Raw genomic sequence first — 16790 nt, forward strand, 5'->3', positions numbered from 1 at the left:
CGTCGCGGGTTCACCACATGCTTCAACGAGTGCGCACAGTTCCGGTTCCGGGACGCGGGTGCGGAACCGGCCGGGGCCGGTGGGGCGCAGGTGGGGTGGAGTGGGGGAGCAGCGGTTGCGGGGCCGGCCGGGAGCCCCGGGTGCGGGGAACGCGCGCGGGTTCCGGCGCGTGGGCGCCGGCCCCGTGCGCCGGGAGCGCGCGGTCCCTCCCGGTGGCGGCCGTCCACAGCGGCCGCTCCCAGCGACCGTCCGCGGCGGCCGGGCGGTCAGACCAGTCGGTCGGACGGCCACTCCATGCCGTCCTCCAGGACCTCGACCTCGTCGCCGAGCCGCAGCATGCCCAGCACATCGCCCTCGACACCGGCCGGCCGCTCCGGGATCAGGTTCTGCCCGAACGCGGCCTTCTTCAGCAGCCGGTGGTGCCGGGCGAGGGTGCGCAGCGGCTCCGGGCCGCGCCGCTCGCCGCTCTCCTGGTCGGTGGTGGTGACCACGCAGCGCCCGCACGGCTTGACCACGCGGAAGGTCAGTCCGCCGATCCGGATCCGGCGCCAGCCGTCCTCGGCCCAGGCGTCGCTGCCGGACACCACCGCATTGGGGCGGAAGCGCTCCATCGGCAGCGTCTCGTGGCCCTCCGGCTGCTCCTCGGCGATCAGGGCGTTGAGCTCGGCCAGCGAGGCGGTGGTGGTGAGCAGCATCGGGAAGCCGTCGGCCATCGAGACGGTGTCGCCCGGCGAGGAGAAGGCCGGGTCGACGGGCCGGGCGCGCGGGTCGTCCAGGTGCACCAGCCGGTAGTCGCCGAGCTGCTCGGCGATCCACAGCTGGGCCTCCTTCTCGGCCTCGGCGGCGTGGAAGCGGGTGCCCCAGACCTCGACGTCGGCGAGCTGGTCGCCGACCGCGACCGAGGGGGCCGGGATCTCGGCCCGGGAGCCGCCGGGCGTGGTGAGGACGAGGGCGCCGGTGGCGGTCAGCTCGGTGCGGACCTGGCCGAGGGCGGGGTTCTCGCGCTGGCTGACGAAGCGGCCGGTGGCGTCGGTGAGCATCCAGCGGCGGTCACCGGCGAGGCCCCACGGTTCGACGCGGGCGCTCGCGGGGCTCAGGCGGTACATGGACTTGACGGGGTAGACGTGGAGTCCGGTGAGCTGCATGCCTCCATCCTGCCAGCCCCGTCCGGACCGGCCGCGGGTGAGTCCTGCCTCGCTCACGGACGGCGCCCGGACCCCGCCCGGAGCCGGACCCCGCCCGGAGCCGGACCCCGCCCGGAGCCGGACCCCGCCCGGAGCCGGGGCCGGACCCGCGCGGCCGGAAGGCGCCGGGGTCGGTACTGCGGCAGAGTGCCCCGACACGCTGCCCGAACGCGCACGGACCGCCCGGAACACCGCGTGGGGCGGCGTTCCGGGCGGTCCGTGGATGACCCGTTCTCCGTACGCCCGGCGTCGTTCGGTGCGCGCCGGGTGGTGCTCAGGTGGTGCGGGTCCGGGCCGGGTGGGGGTCCGGCCCGGGGTGGTGTCAGTAGCCCTGGGCCTGCGGCTGGTAGCCCTGCTGGTACTGGCCGTGCTCGCCGTACGGGCCGGGCCGCTGCGGCTGCATCGGGCGGACCGGGGCGACCGGAGTGACGGCCGGACGCAGCTGGGCGCCGCCGAAGGACTGGTCGGCCGAGCCGCCGAAGCCGCCCTGGTGGCCGCCCTGGCCGCCGAAGCCCTGCGGTCCGCCGAACGACTGCTGACCGCCGAAGGACTGCGGACCGCCCTGGGGCTGGCCGGCCGCGCCGTGCTGACCGGCCGGCTGCGCGCCGAAGGTCTGCTGTCCGCCGTTGCCGCCGACGAAGGTGTTCTGGCCGCCGAAGCTCTGGCCGCCGGAGGGCTGGTACCCGCCGGTGGAGGCCTGGGTGAAGCCCTGGGACGGGGCCTGCGGGCGCTGGCCCGGCAGGTAGGGCTGCGGAGCGCCGTACCCGGGGACCGCCGGCTGGGGCGCGGCGGCGTACGCGGGGGCGGGCTGCGCCGGGATGTACGTGGTGGCCGGACCGGAGGGGGCGCTGCTCGGGCCGGGGCCCAGGGCGAGGCGGGCCGGCGGCAGGGCGGGGAGGTTGCCACCGGGACTGTCGTACCCGGAGCCGTACCGGTTCTCGTAGGACTGGGCGGGGAGGCCCGATCCGTAACCGGTCGACATGGCCGGCGGCAGGGCGGCCGGCACGTTGATGGGCGCGATCTGCGGGACACCGCGCTCTGCGACGAGGCTGTCGTAGATGGGCGTGCCGGAGGAGAAGGACGGAGAGGGGTAGCCGACTCCGTCGTAGGAGCGGGGCGAGGTCATGGGGCATACGGTAAGCCCACAACGAGCCCACTGAGGAGACTGGGAGGCGGAGCAGTTCGAGTGTTTACACAAGCTTCGCTCGAACAAAGGTTTCGAAAGTAGTAAGAACGGACAAATTGGCGATGACTTCAGGCCACCCTTCGCCCGCTCCGGGGGCTCGAACGGGCCCCGGACGCGCCCGCCGAAGCCCCGTGCGGTGACGGGGCGGTGGACGGTTCGGGGACTGTCGAAGAAACTTCTCCGGGCAGGGCGTGTACCGGCGCATTCGAGCCCCCGCCGACGGCGCGGCGGGGGCTCGTGAATGTTTCGGGGATAAAGTCCCCATCAGAGCTTTCGCGGGGTTTGTCCGGGCCGCTGAGGGCCTGCGGAGGGGATGCCCGGGGCCGCTCCCGGCCGGTCGCGGCCGTTGAACGCCACTGGAACGCCCCCGACTTGCCGTCGACCCGGACCCGCCCTGCCGTCGGACCGCTGCCGGACCGCCGTCGAGCCGCCGTCGGGCCGTCGCCCGGTGGCCACCGAACGGCCACCGGGCTGTGGTCCGCGTCCGCTCAGTGCACCGGCGCCGGCCGGGGAGTGCCGCCGTTCTGGGCGGGGAAGCCCGGCAGGCCGGCCACCTCGGAGGTGCAGAACGAGCAGCGCACCGCCGCGACCGGGATCCTGCTCAGGCACTCCGGGCAGTCCGCCTTGGCGACCGGCGCCGGCTTGTCGCCGTCGAGCCGCGCCTGGAGCTTGCCGACCGGCACCACCACGATGAAGTAGATCACCGCGGCGACCAGCAGGAAGCTGATCAGCGCGTTGATGAAGACGCCGTACGGGAACCGGGTGCCGGCCACCTCGAAGGTCTTCAGGGTGAAGTCGCCGACCGCGCCGGTCGCGACCCCGATCAGCGGGGTGAGGAAGGCCGTCACGAACCCGGTGACCACGGCCGTGAAGGCCGCGCCGATCACGATGCCGACCGCGAGGTCGACGACGTTTCCACGCAGCAGGAAGCTGCGGAATCCCTTGAGCACCGGGAACTCCAAATCCGTACGGGGAGAGGTGGGACGGGACCACGGGCCCCGGCCGGACATCCTGCCGACCGGGGGTGCCCCCGGTCCAACCGCGTTCACCCGATCCGCGTAACGGCGACGCGGTCCGGCGCGGTCGGATCAGGCGGAGCGCAGGCGCTCCGCGTACGGCTGGATCCGGACCACCGCCTCGGCGATCCGGCGGACCGTCGGCGCGTCCATCTGGGACCACAGCGGCACGGTCAGCACCGAGTCGGCGAGCCGGTCGGTGAGCGGCAGCCCCTCGGCCTGGCCGAGGTGGGCGTAGGCCCGCTGGCGCTGCACCGGCGGGTGGAAGTAGCGCCGCGAGTCGATCCCCTCCGCCCGCAGGGCGTCGGCGAGTTGCCGCGAGTCGAGGCCGAACGCGGCGGCGTCCAGGATGAGGGTGAGGTCCTTGAAGGTGGAGGTGTCGCCCTCCTCCGGCAGGGCCAGCCGCAGACCCGGCAGACCGGCCGTGACGGCGGCGAACTCGGCCACCAGCGCGCCCCGGTGGGCCACCCGCTCGGGCAGTCCGGCCAGCCAGTTGAGGCCGACCGCGGCGTGCAGCTCGCTCATCCGGGCGTTCAGGCCGGGGAACAGCGTGTCGTAGTCGCCCGGGTTGCCGTAGTCGCGGGCGGTGCGCAGCCGCCGGGCGAGCGCGGCGTCCCGGGTGGCGACCAGTCCGCCCTCGCCGGCCACCGCGACCTTGGTGGGGCTCATCGAGAACACCTCGGCGTAGCCGAAGTTGCCGATCGGCACGCCCTTGCGGCGGCTGCCGAAGCCGTGCGCGGAGTCGTACACCAGCGGCACCCCGGCGGCGTCGGCGACCTCCTGGAGGTGCTCGACCTGGCAGGGCGTGCCGTAGACATGGGTGGCCATGAGCGCGGCCGGGCGGTCGGCGGCGGCGAGCTTGGCGGCGGCGTCCTCCGGGTCGAGGGTGATGTCCCGCTCGCGGGCCTCGGCGAACACCGGGGTGCCGCCGGCCCAGTGGGCGGCGTGCGCGGTGGCGGAGAAGGTGAATCCGGGCATCACCACCGCGCGCCCGCCGTCCACCTCGGCGGCCTGGAGCACCAGCATCAGTCCGGTCGTGCAGTTGGAGACCGCCACCACGTGCGGCACCTCCAGCAGCGCGGCCGAGACCTCCTCCAGTTCGGCGACGGTGCGGCCGTTGGTGAGCTGTCCGCTGTCGAGCACGGTGCCGAGCCGCTCCAGCAGCGCGGCGCGGTCGGGCACCTGGACCCGGGTGAGCGGCAGCCCGTCGGGGAAGGCGGGAGTGCCGCCGAGGGCGGCGGGCAGGGCAAGGGTGTCGGTGGTCATGGCGCGGTCGATCCCCCCTGGGACGTTGACGGTGACGGTGACACGATGGACGACGGTGAGGCGGTGGAGGACGGTGGAACGGTGGACGACGGCGGGACGGTGGACCGGACGGCGGGTGCCGGTGCCGCCGTCGGCACGGGTGGGGGCGGGAGCCCCGGCGGCTCGGGTGTCCGCCGGGCGCCCCACTGCCCGGGCGAGACCCGCCAGACCGGTGGCGGCCGGCGGGCCGAGGTGCGGCCCCGGCCCGCGGTGGTGGCCGGGACGACCAGCAACACCAGGGCGAGCGGCAGCACCTGGACCCGTTCGCGGGACAGGATGCCCATGTTGTTGATGGTCGAGAAGGCCCAGCAGAACAGCAGCGTGTAGACGGCGGCGAAGGCCACGTACGAGCGCTGCACGAAGAGCCGGGGCAGCCGGGACAGTCGGGGCCAGGCCCGGACGAACATCACCAGCAGCGCGAAGCACTCCACCGACTGGATCAGGTTCTGGATGTTGGACGCCTCGAACGGGAACGGCCGGAACAGCACGCTGATCACCGCGACCGGCAGCCCCGCCGGGTTGAGGCTGAACTTGGGCGCGGCGTCCTCCGGCGCGGTCGCGTTGATCATCGAATTGCCCTGGCTGGTGCGTCTGGAGGTCTCCGAGAGCACCTGGTTGACGGCGTCGCCGCCGGTCCCGTCGGTGCCGAAGAAGGTCGAGACCTGCTGGAGCATCAGCACCGCCATCGCGCCCAGCACCACGGCGGTCAGGATGGTGCGCAGCGGCCCAAGTGCGCTGACCTGCTGCGGACGGCGGCGCAGCACGTATGCGACCATCAGCCCGGCCCCCGCCAGCGCGGTGACGTGCGGGCGGACCATCGCGGTGCCCACCGAGCCCAGCACGATGCAGAGGAAGGCGCCGAACCGCCGGTCCAGCAGCCGCGCGGTGCCGTAGGTGGTGAGGCCCAGACAGAACATCATCCAGGCGTCCTTGCCGATGCTGGACGGCCAGAACAGCAGTGAGGGCAGGAAGAAGACCAGCTTGGCGTACTTGCGGGTGTCCGCCTCCGGGAAGGCGATCTGCAGTGCCCGCCAGAACAGCAGCAGGCCCCAGAAGCCCAGCCAGGAGAAGACCAGGAAGCCGCCGATCAGCGAGGGGCCGGTGATCGCGTACACGATGCCGGTGACGATGATGACGAAGCCGGTGCCGGCGACCTTCATGCCCAGGTCGTAGTGGACGCCGCCGAGCAGGTCGGCCTGGTCCAGGTAGGCGGCGAGCTCGGTGCCCTTCTGGTGGTACATCTTGGCGTCGGCCGCGCCCCCGTACAGCACGAAGGCCATCAGGTAGCGGGGGAAGGCGCAGAGCAGTTTGGCGGTCATCGCCAGCAGCAGCAGCCGGAAGACGTCCCGTTCGGGGTTGGCGGCCGCGATCCGGGCCAGCAGCGGGGTGCCGATCGCCATCAGCGCCGGGAGGATCAGCAGCGCGCCCCAGGTGTCGTACGAGGTGTGCACCGAGGCGAGCACGAAGAGCGTGACGTAGCCGGTGACCAGGGCGGCGGCGAGGGCGGACGGCCAGGGGACGCGCCGGAGCACCGCCGACGCGGCGCCGGTGGTGCCCGCGCTGCCCGGTCCCCCGGGCGCCGCCGCCATCAGAACACCTCCAGGTCGCCGAGGCTGAACCGCCAGTCGGCCAGGGTGAGCGGGGTGGCGCCGCCCGGGCGGCGGGCGGCGAGCGTCATCCCGGTGCGCGGGGCCCGCAGGTACCCGGCCCGCAGCGCGGCGTCGGCGGCCTCGGTGCCGGGGGAGAGGTGGGTGGCGACGTGGTCGCAGCCGGACTCGCGGGCGGCGGCACGCAGCAGCCGGACGGCGCTGTCCCGGTCGCCGGGGCGGACCACCAGGTCGGCGAGGGTGAACTCGGCCAGCGGGCCGCGCCGTCGGGGCCGGCCGACGGCCAGGCCGGTCAGCTCCTCGCCGCGGTGCACGGTGAGCACCCGGTAGTCCAGGCCGGGGGCCTCGCCGTACCGCCAGCGCAGGAACTCCGGGGTGCGGTGGACGGCGAGCCGGTGGTCGGCGGAGTCGGCGGCGGCGCGTTCGCGCAGCAGCTCGGCCAGCGCTCCGCGGGTGCCGGTCACCGCCGGATCGGCCAACCAGTCCCGGGCGGTGGGCAGTCGGCAGTCCGGCGGGCCGGTCGGCGCGGCGGCCGGACGGCGGGCCAGGGCGGCGCGCGCACCCCGGGCGAAGGCGGCCGGGCGGACGGCGCGGACCGCGATCGGTACCCGGCCCAGCTCCTGCCAGCCCATCTTCCGGTAGCCGGGCAGGCTGTTGCCGTTGGGCGTGTTGAACACCAGCTCGGTCTCCCCGGCGACCTCGTCGAGCAGGTCCAGGGTGAGCCGGCGGAAGATGCCCCGGCCCTGGAAGTCGGGGTGGGTGGCGGTGTCAACGGGCCGGACGGCGTTCACCGTCCGGCCGTCCGCGCCGCCCGTCCGCCACTGCCAGCGCAGGAAGAGGCGGACCCCGGCCAGCCGGCCGTCGGCGGTCTCGGCGACCAGCCCGGGGCTGGCGCCGAAGGGATTGCGGAGGTGCTTCCAGGCGAAGAACTCGGCGGTGCGGGTGCCGGTGGGTCCACCCGCCAGGGAGGCGGTGAGCAGGTCGAGCACGGCGGGGAGGTCGGGCTCGGCCGGCGGGCGGAAGGTCAGCTCGGCGGGGGCGGGCAGGGCGCTCACGTCCGGACTCGCTCTCCCATCGGTGGTCGGGGGGTCAACGGGGAAACGTCGGTGCTCCGGAGTTCTCCGGTTGCGGGTGGTCCGCTCAGTGCCGCAGGACCCGTGCGTACACCGCCTCGACGGCGCGCTGGGCGCCCGCCACGTCGAAGCGCTCGGAGCGCTCCCGGGCGGCGGTCGCGAGCCGGGTCCGCAGCTCGGGTTCCTCGGCCAGCCGGGCGAACGCGTCGGCCAGCGCGGACGGGTCGCCGGGCGGGACGAGGTAGCCCTGCTCGCCGTCGTCCAGTACCTCGGGCATGCCGCCGACCCGGGTGACCACCGAGGGCAGTCCGCTGGTCATCGCCTCCATCAGGGCGACCGGCAGGCCCTCCTGGCGGGAGCTCAGGGTGAACACGTCCAGCGCGGGCAGCAGTTGCGGCACGTCGGAGCGCGAGCCGGTCATCAGGACGGCGTCGGCGATGCCCAGTTCGTCGGCCCGGGCGCGCAGTTGCCCCTCCAGCGGTCCCGTGCCGATCAGCACCAGCCGGGCCCCGGGGTGGCGGCGCAGCAGGTCCGCGTGGGCGGCGAGCAGGGTCGCCTGGTCCTTCTTCGGGGTCAGGTTGCCGACCGTGCCGACGACGAACGCCTCGGCGGGCAGGCCGAGTTCGGCGCGGGCGGCGGCCCGGGCGGCCGGTCCTCCGCTCGCTCCGGCCAGGTCGGGGCCGTGGTGCACCACGGTGACCCACTCGCCGGGGCGGCGCCGTCCCGGCGGGACGGTCCGGGCGACGGCGTGCGAGACGGCGATCACCGCGTCGTTGCGCCGGTAGGTGAGCGCGTTGGCCCAGCGGGTGGCCGGGCGGTAGCGCTCCCAGACGTTGTGCTCGGTGTGCACCAGGCGCGGCCCCCGGCCGGTCAGGGTGGGGGCGAGCAGCCGGGCGGCGGCGGCCGGCACCGGCATGTGGGTGTGCACCAGGTGGTACCGGCGCTGGGCGAGCAGTCGGCGCAGCCGCAGCGGCCAGCGCGGATCGGCCCGGCCCGGGGTGCCGGGGACGCCGCCCAGACAGTGCACGGCCACCCCGGCCTCGGTGAGCGCCGGGGCGAGCGCGTCCTTCCACGGCAGGACGTAGGCGACCTCGATCCGGTAGCGCGAACGGTCGGCGTGGCGGGCGCAGTTGAGCAGCAGCTGCTCGGCGCCGCCGCGGCCGAGGCCCTTGGCGAGCCACAGCACGCGCACGGGGGCGTCCGCCGGTCCGGGGGCCGGCGCGGGTGCCGACACCTGCTCCGCTGCCCGCGGGGAATCGTCCAGTGGCCCGCTCATCGATCCTCCGCCTCGCGCAGCAGGGCCGGTTCGCCCTGGTCGCCGCCGGGCCCGTGGCCGTTGGCACTGTTCGGACCGGTGCTGTTCGGACCGGCGCTGTTCGGGCCGGCGCCGCCCGGGCCGGTGCCGTTCTCCCCGGACGCGCGCCGCGCCCAGCTGGGGGTGGTCCGTCCGCCGCCGCGCTCCCCGGGCGGTTCGGCGGCCCGCTCCGGACCGGGGGCGGACGCCTGTTCCGCCGTCGGCCCGGACTGGCGCGGCAGTGCCGCCTGCTGCTGCGGCTGCTGCTGCCCGCCCCGTCCGGCCGGTCCGGACGCCCCGGCAACACCCGCGGGCCCGCGCCGCCGCCGCCCCGAGGGGCCGTAGGTGCCGAGCAGGGCCACGCCCGCCACCGGTACCCCGGTCCGGGAGAGCAACTCGGCCACCCGGTCGGCCTGTTCCGGGGTGACGTTGCCGCTGCGCACGGTGACCAGCACGGCGTCGGCGTGCTGCACCAGGTCGTAGGCGTCGTTGGCGTGCAGCAGCGGGGAGGTGTCGATCAGGACGACGTCGGCGTGCGGCCGGACCCGCCGCAGCACGTCGCCGGCCCGCAGCACCAGGGCGGCCGGGTACGCGGTGGTGTTGCCACCGGTGATCAGCGAGACCCCGGCGACATTGGTCGGGCGGATCAGCTCGTCCAGTTCGTCGAGCCGCTCACCGCTGAGCAGTTCGGCCATCCCGGGGCCGTCGCCCACGCCGAGGTGGGTGTGCAGCTGCGGGTGGCGGAAGTCGCAGTCCAGGACGAGGACGCCGCGGCCGGTCTCGGCGAGCGCGGCGGCCAGGTTGGCGATGGTGATGGTCCGGCCGTCGCGGCTGCCGCCGGAGGCGACCAGGACCACCGGCGCCGGTTCGGTGAGCGGACGCGGGGCGGTCCGCTTCGGGTCCCGGTCGTCGCCTCCGACCGGCCGGGCCAGCGTGTCCGGGCCGGTCAGCAGCAGGGTGGAGCGCAGTGAGCGGTAGGCCTCGGCGGCCGGGTCGGACGGCCGGGCGCGCACCAGCGGTTCGCGCACCCGCCGCTGCCGGCGGGACAGGTGCGGCACCTCGCCGATCACCGGCAGGTTGAAGGCCTCCTCGACCGCGTTGCGGCTGCGCAGCCGGGTGTCCATCCGGCTGAGCATCAGCGCCGCGACCACGCCGAGCGCGAGGCCGAGGAACACCGCCAGGCCGAGCCGCACGCTGCGGCTCGGGGAGGCGAGCAGGTTGCTGGTGCCCTGGCGGGCGTCGATGCTGCCCCACTGCTGGATGGCGTCGGTCTGGGCGCTGTTGGCCAGCTTGCTGATCGTGGTGAGGGTGGTGGTCAGCGCGGTGTTGGCGGCGGTCAGCTTGGGCTGGAGCTTGGGCTGGTCGGCCGGGGAGGAGCGGTTGTACTGGGCCTGGATGTCGTTCAGCTGCTGCTGCTGGGCGTCCGCCTGGGCCTGCAGCTTCTTGATCGTCTCCGCTGCGCTGCGGGCCGACTCGTCGCTGTAGCCCTTGATGATCGCGGCCGAGTAGGCGGTGGCCAGGTCGGAGCAGGACTGCCCGGTGGGGCCGGTGGTGGCGATGGTCAGCATCTGGGGGCTGTCGGCGGTGACGGTCCGGCGGGCGAGCACCTCGGAGGCGTCGCCGATGCCGAGCTGTTTCGCGGCGGCCGCCGCGACGTCCGCGCCCTGGGCGTAGGAGAGCACCTGGTCGGCCCGGACGGTGTCGCCGGCGCCGGCGACCGGGGTGATCGCGACCTTGCACTTCCATTTGGCGTTGTCCACCGTGTCACCGGTCGGGGTCAGCAGCCAGCCGACGACCAGCGCGGCGAGCGTGCAGCCGACGAGCAGGCGCCAGTAGCGCCGCAGGACGGTGAAGTGGTTTGCCGGTTCCACCGGTTGGATCCCCTCGCGTTCGTGGTGCGGTGGTGCTGTCAGCGCCCGTCGCCCCCCTGTCCGGGAGCGCGGCGGGTCCGGGTACCGCTGGTCGGGTCACGCCCCGGGGCGTGACCGGCACACCCTCGCGGGCACGGTGGAATCCCTCGGCTGATGTCGCAACCCGCCCCCCTGACGACTCGCGGACAACGTCCTGAACGACGTACTCCCCACGGCGCGGACCGGCCCGGTGGTGCATCGCGTGCGCCGCACGCGGACCGCCGCCCCCGCCGGATCCCCTTGCGATGCTTCCCGAGCCCCGACGTGCGGCGCAACCGCTTTGGCGATACTGGTCCGGGAGATCGCGTGCACCGGCCGCCGACCCGCCCGGATCCGGACAGAACGGGCCGTCGGCGGTGCGCGCCCCCGCGGCCCGCCGGTGCGTGCACCGCCGAGGGGTCCGGGCGGGCTCAGACCGTCCGCAGCCGCAGCGAGCGCTCGTAGAACTCCACCATCTGCGCCGACACCTGGTGCAGCGTGAACGAGGTCAGGAACCGGGCCCGCGCGGCCTTCGCCCGCATCCGGGCCGAGGCGCGGTCCTCCAGGGTGTCGGTGAGCGCCGCCGCCAGCGCGGCCGGGTGCTCCGGCGCCACCAGCCGGGCGTAGTCCTCGGAGCCGACGGTCTCCCGCAGGGCCGGCACATCGGCGGCCACCAGCGGCACCCCGACGCCCATCGCCTCCATCGCCGCGCTGCCGAGCCCCTCCCAGCGGGACGGCACCGCGAACGCGTCCGAGGCCGCCATCAGGTCGAACACGTCGTCGCGCGGCCCGAGGAACCGCACCCCGCGGGTCGCCGCGGCCAGCGCCCGCAGCCGCTCGCTCTCGCCGCCCTCGCTGCCGGCCAGCAGCAGCACCGCGTCCGGCTCCGCCCGCAGCACCTCCGGCCAGGCCTCCAGCAGGACGTCGAGGCCCTTCTGGTACTGCTGCCGGGCCGCGGCCAGCACCACCGGCACGTCCTGCGGCAGCTCCAGCGCCGTCCGGACGGCGGCCCGCCGGTCCGGCGTCACCGAGCCGAGCAGCTCCGGGTCGCGCCCGCGGGGCACCACGTCGATCCGCTGCGACGGCACCCGCAGCCGCCGGGCCATCGCCCCGGCCACGTACCTGGTCAGCGCGTGGAAGCGCCGGGTGCCCTGCGCGGTCGTGGCGTCCACCGCCTGCGCGGCCCGCACCTTCCACGGGTTCAGCCCGCGCGCGTTGCGGTGCTCCGGCCCGTACGCCGCGTTGACCAGGCTGGTCACCACCGGGGTGCGGGCCGCCAGGGCGGCCGCCCGGCCCAGCACGTCGGACTCGTAGAGCGTGGTGTGCACGAGGTCGGGCCGCCGCTCGCGGACCAGCCGGTGCAGCGCGGCGACGGTGCCGCCCCGGGAGGCCCGGCCGACCCCGAACACATCGGCACCGGCCGAGGTGAGCTCGGGCTGGAAGCCGCCGGGCGAGTCCTTGAGGTACGCGACGTCGAGCTTCACCCCCGCCCGTACCAGCTGGGGGGTCATCGCCACCAGGCCCTGCTCGGCCCCGCCGACCCGGCTCACGCTGTCGATCACATAGAGCACATGCACAGGCCAACCCCCGCCCTCCTGGGCGCCCCCGGTCTCCCGTGCCGGGAGGGCGCCCTGACTGCCGCTCAGCATCGCAGGTCGCGGACGGCGCCCGCCAGCGGTTCGGTCAGACCGGCGCCGGGGCGGGGCGGGCCGCCGACCGGGCGCCCCGGACCGGACGACGGCGAACGGTCAGGGGGCGGTCGACAGCGCGGACCGGGGCGCGTGCACCACCGGTGGGGCGTACGACGGCTCCCGAGCGGCGCCCTTTCGGAGGCCGCACGCCGACCAACGGACCACCGCCGGGTTGCGCGAAGGGGTCGTCCCTGACGGGAGGCTGTGCCAAGGTCGTTGCCATGCCCGAAGCGACACCGGTCAGGACGGCCGGAACCCGCCCCCGCATCCTTCACCTCATCACCGATCCACGCCGTCGCGGCGCCCAGAACCTCGCCCGCGACCTGCACCGCGAACTCCGCCGCCGGGGCCAGGCCTCCGCGCTGCGCGCCCTCGCCCCGCACCCCGACGCCCACCCGGACGCCCCCGACACCCGCGCCACCGCCGTACTCGGCCCCGGCCGGCTCCACCCGCGCACCCTCGGCGCCCTGCGCACCGCCGCCCGCACCGCCGACCTGGTGGTCGCCCACGGCTCCTCCACCCTTCCGGCCTGCGCGCTCGCCCTCGCCGGGACCCGCACCCCGTTCGTCTACGTCTCCATCGGCGACCCCCGGCACTGGACCGCGGGACCGGTCCGGCGGCTGCGCACCGGCGCCCTGCTGCACCGCGCCGCCGCCGTCACCGCCCTCGCCGACGAGGCCGGGGAACTGCTCGTCGAACGCTTCCGGCTGCCCGCCGGCCGGGTCCGCACCATCCCCAACGCCCGCGCCGCCGACCGCTATCCGCCGGCCGTCGACGAGGCCGACCGCCGCGCCGCCCGGCAGGCGCTCGGCCTGTCCCCGGACGGCCTGCTGGTCGCCTGGCTCGGCGCGATCGCCCCCGAGAAGCGCCTGGACCTCGCCCTGGACGCCCTCGACCGACTCCCGGACGTCCGCCTCGCGGTCGCCGGCGACGGCCCGCAACGCTCCGCCCTGGAGCGACATCCGGCCGCCGCCCGGGCCCACTTCCTGGGCACCCTCGCCGACCCGACCCCGCTCTACCGGGCCGCCGACGCCGTCCTGCTCAGCAGCGACAGCGAGGGCGTGCCCGGTGTGCTGATCGAGGCGGCGCTGGCCGGCCTGCCGGCCGTGGCCACCGACGTCGGCTGGGTCGGCTCGGTGGTCCGGGACGGCGTCACCGGCGCGCTGGTCGCCCCCGGGGACCCGCCGGCCCTCGCCGAGGCGCTGGCCAAGGTGCTGGCCGGGGACCGGGCCGGACTCGGCGCCGCGGCCCGGGCGCACGCGCTCGCCCACAACGAGCTCGACGTGGTGGCCGACGCCTGGCAGCGGCTGTTCGGCGAGGTCTGCGGACGCGGCGGCGGCCCGGCCGGACCCGCGGGACCCGGGGCGAGGGCGGACCCGGTCGGTGCGGCGAAGGACGGCCCGGACGGCGGTCGCGGCTGACGCGTCCCGGTGCGCCGGGCCGGGTGCGCCGATCGGGCGAATCCCGGCCCGACGCACCGGGACGACCTGGCCGATGACGTTCCGTCACCGCCACACTGCCCCGTGTGAAGTCGATCCTTCGAACCACCCTGCTGCTCGCCGTCGCCGCCGGGATCGCCGCATCCCCCGTCCAGGCCGGCGCCGTCACCCACCAGCCGCCCCGTGAGGGCGCCCAGTACGTCCGCCTCGACCACCCGCAGCCGGTGCGCGAGAGCGCCCGCACCGAGGCGATCGAGTTCTTCTGGTACGACTGCGGTCACTCCCAGCAGCTCGAACAGCCGCTCCAGGTCTGGACCGAGCGGCACCGCGCCGACGTCGACCTGCGCCGCGTCCCGGCCATCTGGCAGGGCAGCCGCGAGGAGACCGCCCAGCGCGGCCACGCCCGCCTCTACTACACGCTGGAGCGGCTGGGCCTGGTCGAGCGCCTGCAGGCCGCCGCCTTCCGCGCGGTCCACACCAACGAGCAGGACGTCACCACCGAGGACACCGCCACCGACTGGGCCCTGCGCCAGGGCGTCGACCAGCAGGCGTTCCGCGAGGCGTACCGCTCCGAGGACACCCTGCGGGCCGTCGACGAGGCCGCCGCGCTGTTCGTCCGCTACGGCATCAACGAGCTGCCGACCGTGGTGGTGCAGGGCGAGTACCGCACCTCGCCGACCAACGCCGGCGGCGTCGAGGCGATGCCCGAGGTGATGGACCACCTCGTCGGCCAGGAGCGGCAGCGCCACCCGCGCGCCCACACGCTGTACTGACGTCGCGCCACTCCACGTCACCCCTCCCGACCTCCGACGGGCGGGCCGGTCGCACCGCGGCCGGCCCGCCCCTTCTCGGTCGTCGGCCGAGGTGGGCCGATCACCTTCACCGAACCGACCCCCGGCGGCCACACTCTGTGCCAGAGTGGGGCCGGGCCGCACCGCGACGGCGTCAACAGCCGTTGTGACGGGCCCACTTCTCGATACCGCCGGTACCGGAGAGGGCAGGTGTCCGTGGGGGGACAACGCGCGCAGCTCGTCGACGAGCGCGACAGCCAGACAACGCAGGCCCCGGGGCGACGCCCGTCGGCCGCCGACGGGCCGCCGCCCGAGCTGATCTTCAAACGGGGGCTCCGCCCGGCCCAGGTGGCCCGTGAACTGTGGGGCGCCCGCGAACTCGTCCGCGCGCTCGCCGAGCGCGACCTGCGCGCCCGGTACAAGCAGGCGGTGCTCGGCTTCGCCTGGGCGGTGCTCACCCCGCTCGCGCTGTGCGCCATCTTCACCCTGGTCTTCCGCCGTGCCGTGCACGTCGAGACCGAGGGCGCCGCGTACCCGCTGTTCGCCTATGTCGGCCTGATCGTCTGGCAGTTCTTCAGCAACACCATGAACCAGGGTGCGCTGAGCCTCGCCAACAACCTCAGCCTGCTGAACAAGGTGTACTGCCCGCGCGAGGTGTTCCCGCTCGCCACGATGCTGGTCGCCACCGTCGACATGCTGATCGGCACCGCGGTGCTCGGCCTGCTGTTCCTGGTGTTCTGGACCGCCCCGGCCGTGACCTTCCTCTGGGTGGTGCCGCTGCTGGGCATCCAGTTCGCCTTCACCTACGGCATCGCCCTGGTGCTCTCGGTGGCCGTGGTGTACCTGCGCGACGTCCGCCACCTGCTGCCGATCATCACCCAGATGGGAGTGTTCGCCACCCCCGTCGCCTATCCGCTGGCCCAGATCCCGGAGCGCCTCCAGGAGCTGTACGTCGGAGTCAACCCGCTCGGCGCCGTGATCGAGGGCTACCGCAACGCCCTGCTGTACGGGCAGGCGCCGGACGCCGCGCTCACCACCATCGCCGCGGTCTCCTCGGTGGTGTTCCTGGTCGGCGGCTACCTGCTGTTCAAGAAGCTGGAGACGGGGATCGCCGATGTCGCCTAGCCAGACCCTGCCGCTCGGGACCATCCGCACCGACCAGGTGTGGAAGCGCTTCAAGGCCGACCAGCAGCGGATGCTGCTGCGGGACAAGGTCGACTCGCTGGCCCGCCGGCTGCGCGGCGAGAAGGGCGAGGACTGGCGCTGGGCGCTGCGCGACATCTCGATGCACATCGAGCCGGGCGAGTCGGTCGGCCTGATCGGCTCCAACGGCTCCGGCAAGTCCACCCTGCTGAAGATGCTGACCCGGGTGATGTACCCGTACGGCGGGGTGATCGACGTACGGGGCCGGATCGGCGCGCTGATCGAGATCCGGGCCGGCATCCACCCGGACCTGACCGGCCGGGAGAACATCTACCTGTTCGGCGCGCTGCTCGGTCTGCGCCGGCGCGAGGTGGCCACCCGCTTCGACGACATCGTGGAGTTCGCCAGGCTCGGCGGCGCCATCGACCGGCAGGTGAAGTTCTACTCCTCGGGCATGCAGATGCGCCTCGGCTTCGCCGTCGCCGCCTACCTGGAGCCGCACGTGCTGCTGGTGGACGAGGTGCTGGCGGTCGGCGACGCGGTGTTCCAGCAGCGCTGCCTGGACCGGATGCGCGAGGTCGCCGAGCAGGGCACCACCATCGTCTTCGTCTCGCACGACCTGCCCGCGGTGGAGTCCATCTGCCGGCGCGGCATCTGGCTGGAGCAGGGCTCGATCCGGGTGGACGCCGGGATCAAGGACGCGATGGCCGGCTACCGCGACTCGATCGAGGCGCAGTCCGAGGCCGGCGGGCGCACCGGCGAGCCGATCCAGCTGCTCAAGCACGAGGTGCGCGGCGAGGACCGGGACAGTCTGACCACCGACGAGCCGATGACCGTCGAGCTCACCCTCGGCGGCGAGTACCGGGGCGACGCGACCCTGCACCTGGGCGTCAGTGAGGGCACCTCCAGCCCGATCTTCCAGATCAGCCACGAGATCCGGCTCACCGGCGGGGACCGCCAGGTCTCCTGCGTGGTCCCCCGGCTGCCGCTGCCGCGCGGCCGGTACACGCTCTGGGCCGGCGTCTACAGCATCGGCAGGACCGACGGCGGCACGCTGATGAGCTGGCACTCGGTGGGCCAGTTCGACGTGTTCGGGCCGATGCTGGACTCGCCGCCGCGTGCCGTCGTGCTGGCCGCGCCGGTGTTCGTCCCGCATCACTGGGAGGAGTGAG

13 protein-coding genes are annotated in these 16790 nt (G+C 74.9%); 4 read left to right on the forward strand and 9 right to left on the reverse strand.

Features of this window, described 5'->3' with window-relative positions; genetic code table 11:
* Positions 1-266: 266 nt before the first annotated feature.
* The 9 genes from OG715_RS34945 to OG715_RS34985 form a co-directional block, all read right to left on the reverse strand.
* Complete coding sequence (locus OG715_RS34945) at positions 267-1145, reverse strand: MOSC domain-containing protein (protein ID WP_266273268.1); 879 nt, start codon at positions 1143-1145, stop codon at positions 267-269.
* A 361-nt stretch (positions 1146-1506) separates the two neighbouring features.
* Positions 1507-2310: a DUF6643 family protein gene (locus tag OG715_RS42525; RefSeq protein ID WP_266274758.1), complete on the reverse strand. Its 804-nt coding sequence runs from the start codon at positions 2308-2310 to the stop codon at positions 1507-1509.
* Positions 2311-2858: 548 nt separating this feature from the next.
* The gene (gene mscL / locus OG715_RS34955; RefSeq protein ID WP_266273267.1) at positions 2859-3320 is read right to left on the reverse strand and encodes a large conductance mechanosensitive channel protein MscL; all 462 of its coding nucleotides are present in this window, start codon (positions 3318-3320) and stop codon (positions 2859-2861) included.
* Between the two features lie 138 nt (positions 3321-3458).
* Positions 3459-4652, reverse strand: coding sequence for a DegT/DnrJ/EryC1/StrS family aminotransferase (locus OG715_RS34960; protein WP_266273266.1), 1194 nt, complete (start codon positions 4650-4652; stop codon positions 3459-3461).
* Entirely contained in the window at positions 4649-6280 is a 1632-nt protein-coding gene (locus OG715_RS34965; RefSeq protein ID WP_266273265.1) for a hypothetical protein, read from the reverse strand. Before OG715_RS34965 ends, OG715_RS34960 begins: the two co-directional genes overlap by 4 nt.
* The gene (locus OG715_RS34970; protein WP_266273264.1) at positions 6280-7353 is read right to left on the reverse strand and encodes a GNAT family N-acetyltransferase; all 1074 of its coding nucleotides are present in this window, start codon (positions 7351-7353) and stop codon (positions 6280-6282) included. Before OG715_RS34970 ends, OG715_RS34965 begins: the two co-directional genes overlap by 1 nt.
* Before the next feature lie 85 nt (positions 7354-7438).
* Positions 7439-8647, reverse strand: a complete 1209-nt coding sequence (locus OG715_RS34975; RefSeq protein ID WP_266273263.1) for a glycosyltransferase — start codon at positions 8645-8647, stop codon at positions 7439-7441.
* Positions 8644-10536: a tyrosine-protein kinase family protein gene (locus OG715_RS34980; RefSeq protein ID WP_266273262.1), complete on the reverse strand. Its 1893-nt coding sequence runs from the start codon at positions 10534-10536 to the stop codon at positions 8644-8646. Before OG715_RS34980 ends, OG715_RS34975 begins: the two co-directional genes overlap by 4 nt.
* Positions 10537-10985: 449 nt before the next feature.
* Complete coding sequence (locus OG715_RS34985; protein WP_327064180.1) at positions 10986-12125, reverse strand: glycosyltransferase family 4 protein; 1140 nt, start codon at positions 12123-12125, stop codon at positions 10986-10988.
* A 341-nt stretch (positions 12126-12466) separates the two neighbouring features.
* On the opposite strand from OG715_RS34985, the gene OG715_RS34990 reads away from it, so the two are divergent.
* The 4 genes from OG715_RS34990 (at position 12467) to OG715_RS35005 (ending at position 16789) form a co-directional block, all read left to right on the forward strand.
* The gene (locus OG715_RS34990) at positions 12467-13666 is read left to right on the forward strand and encodes a glycosyltransferase family 4 protein (protein ID WP_266273259.1); all 1200 of its coding nucleotides are present in this window, start codon (positions 12467-12469) and stop codon (positions 13664-13666) included.
* Positions 13667-13770: 104 nt separating this feature from the next.
* Complete coding sequence (locus tag OG715_RS34995; protein WP_266273258.1) at positions 13771-14457, forward strand: thiol:disulfide interchange protein DsbA/DsbL; 687 nt, start codon at positions 13771-13773, stop codon at positions 14455-14457.
* Positions 14458-14685: 228 nt separating this feature from the next.
* Entirely contained in the window at positions 14686-15600 is a 915-nt protein-coding gene (locus OG715_RS35000) for an ABC transporter permease (RefSeq protein WP_266273257.1), read from the forward strand.
* Positions 15590-16789: an ABC transporter ATP-binding protein gene (locus OG715_RS35005; protein ID WP_266273256.1), complete on the forward strand. Its 1200-nt coding sequence runs from the start codon at positions 15590-15592 to the stop codon at positions 16787-16789. The genes OG715_RS35000 and OG715_RS35005 overlap by 11 nt, the downstream gene beginning before the upstream one ends.
* Position 16790: the final 1 nt, after the last annotated feature.

Source organism: Kitasatospora purpeofusca (assembly GCF_036010405.1).
In the GTDB taxonomy this organism is placed as follows: Bacteria; Actinomycetota; Actinomycetes; order Streptomycetales; family Streptomycetaceae; genus Kitasatospora; species Kitasatospora purpeofusca.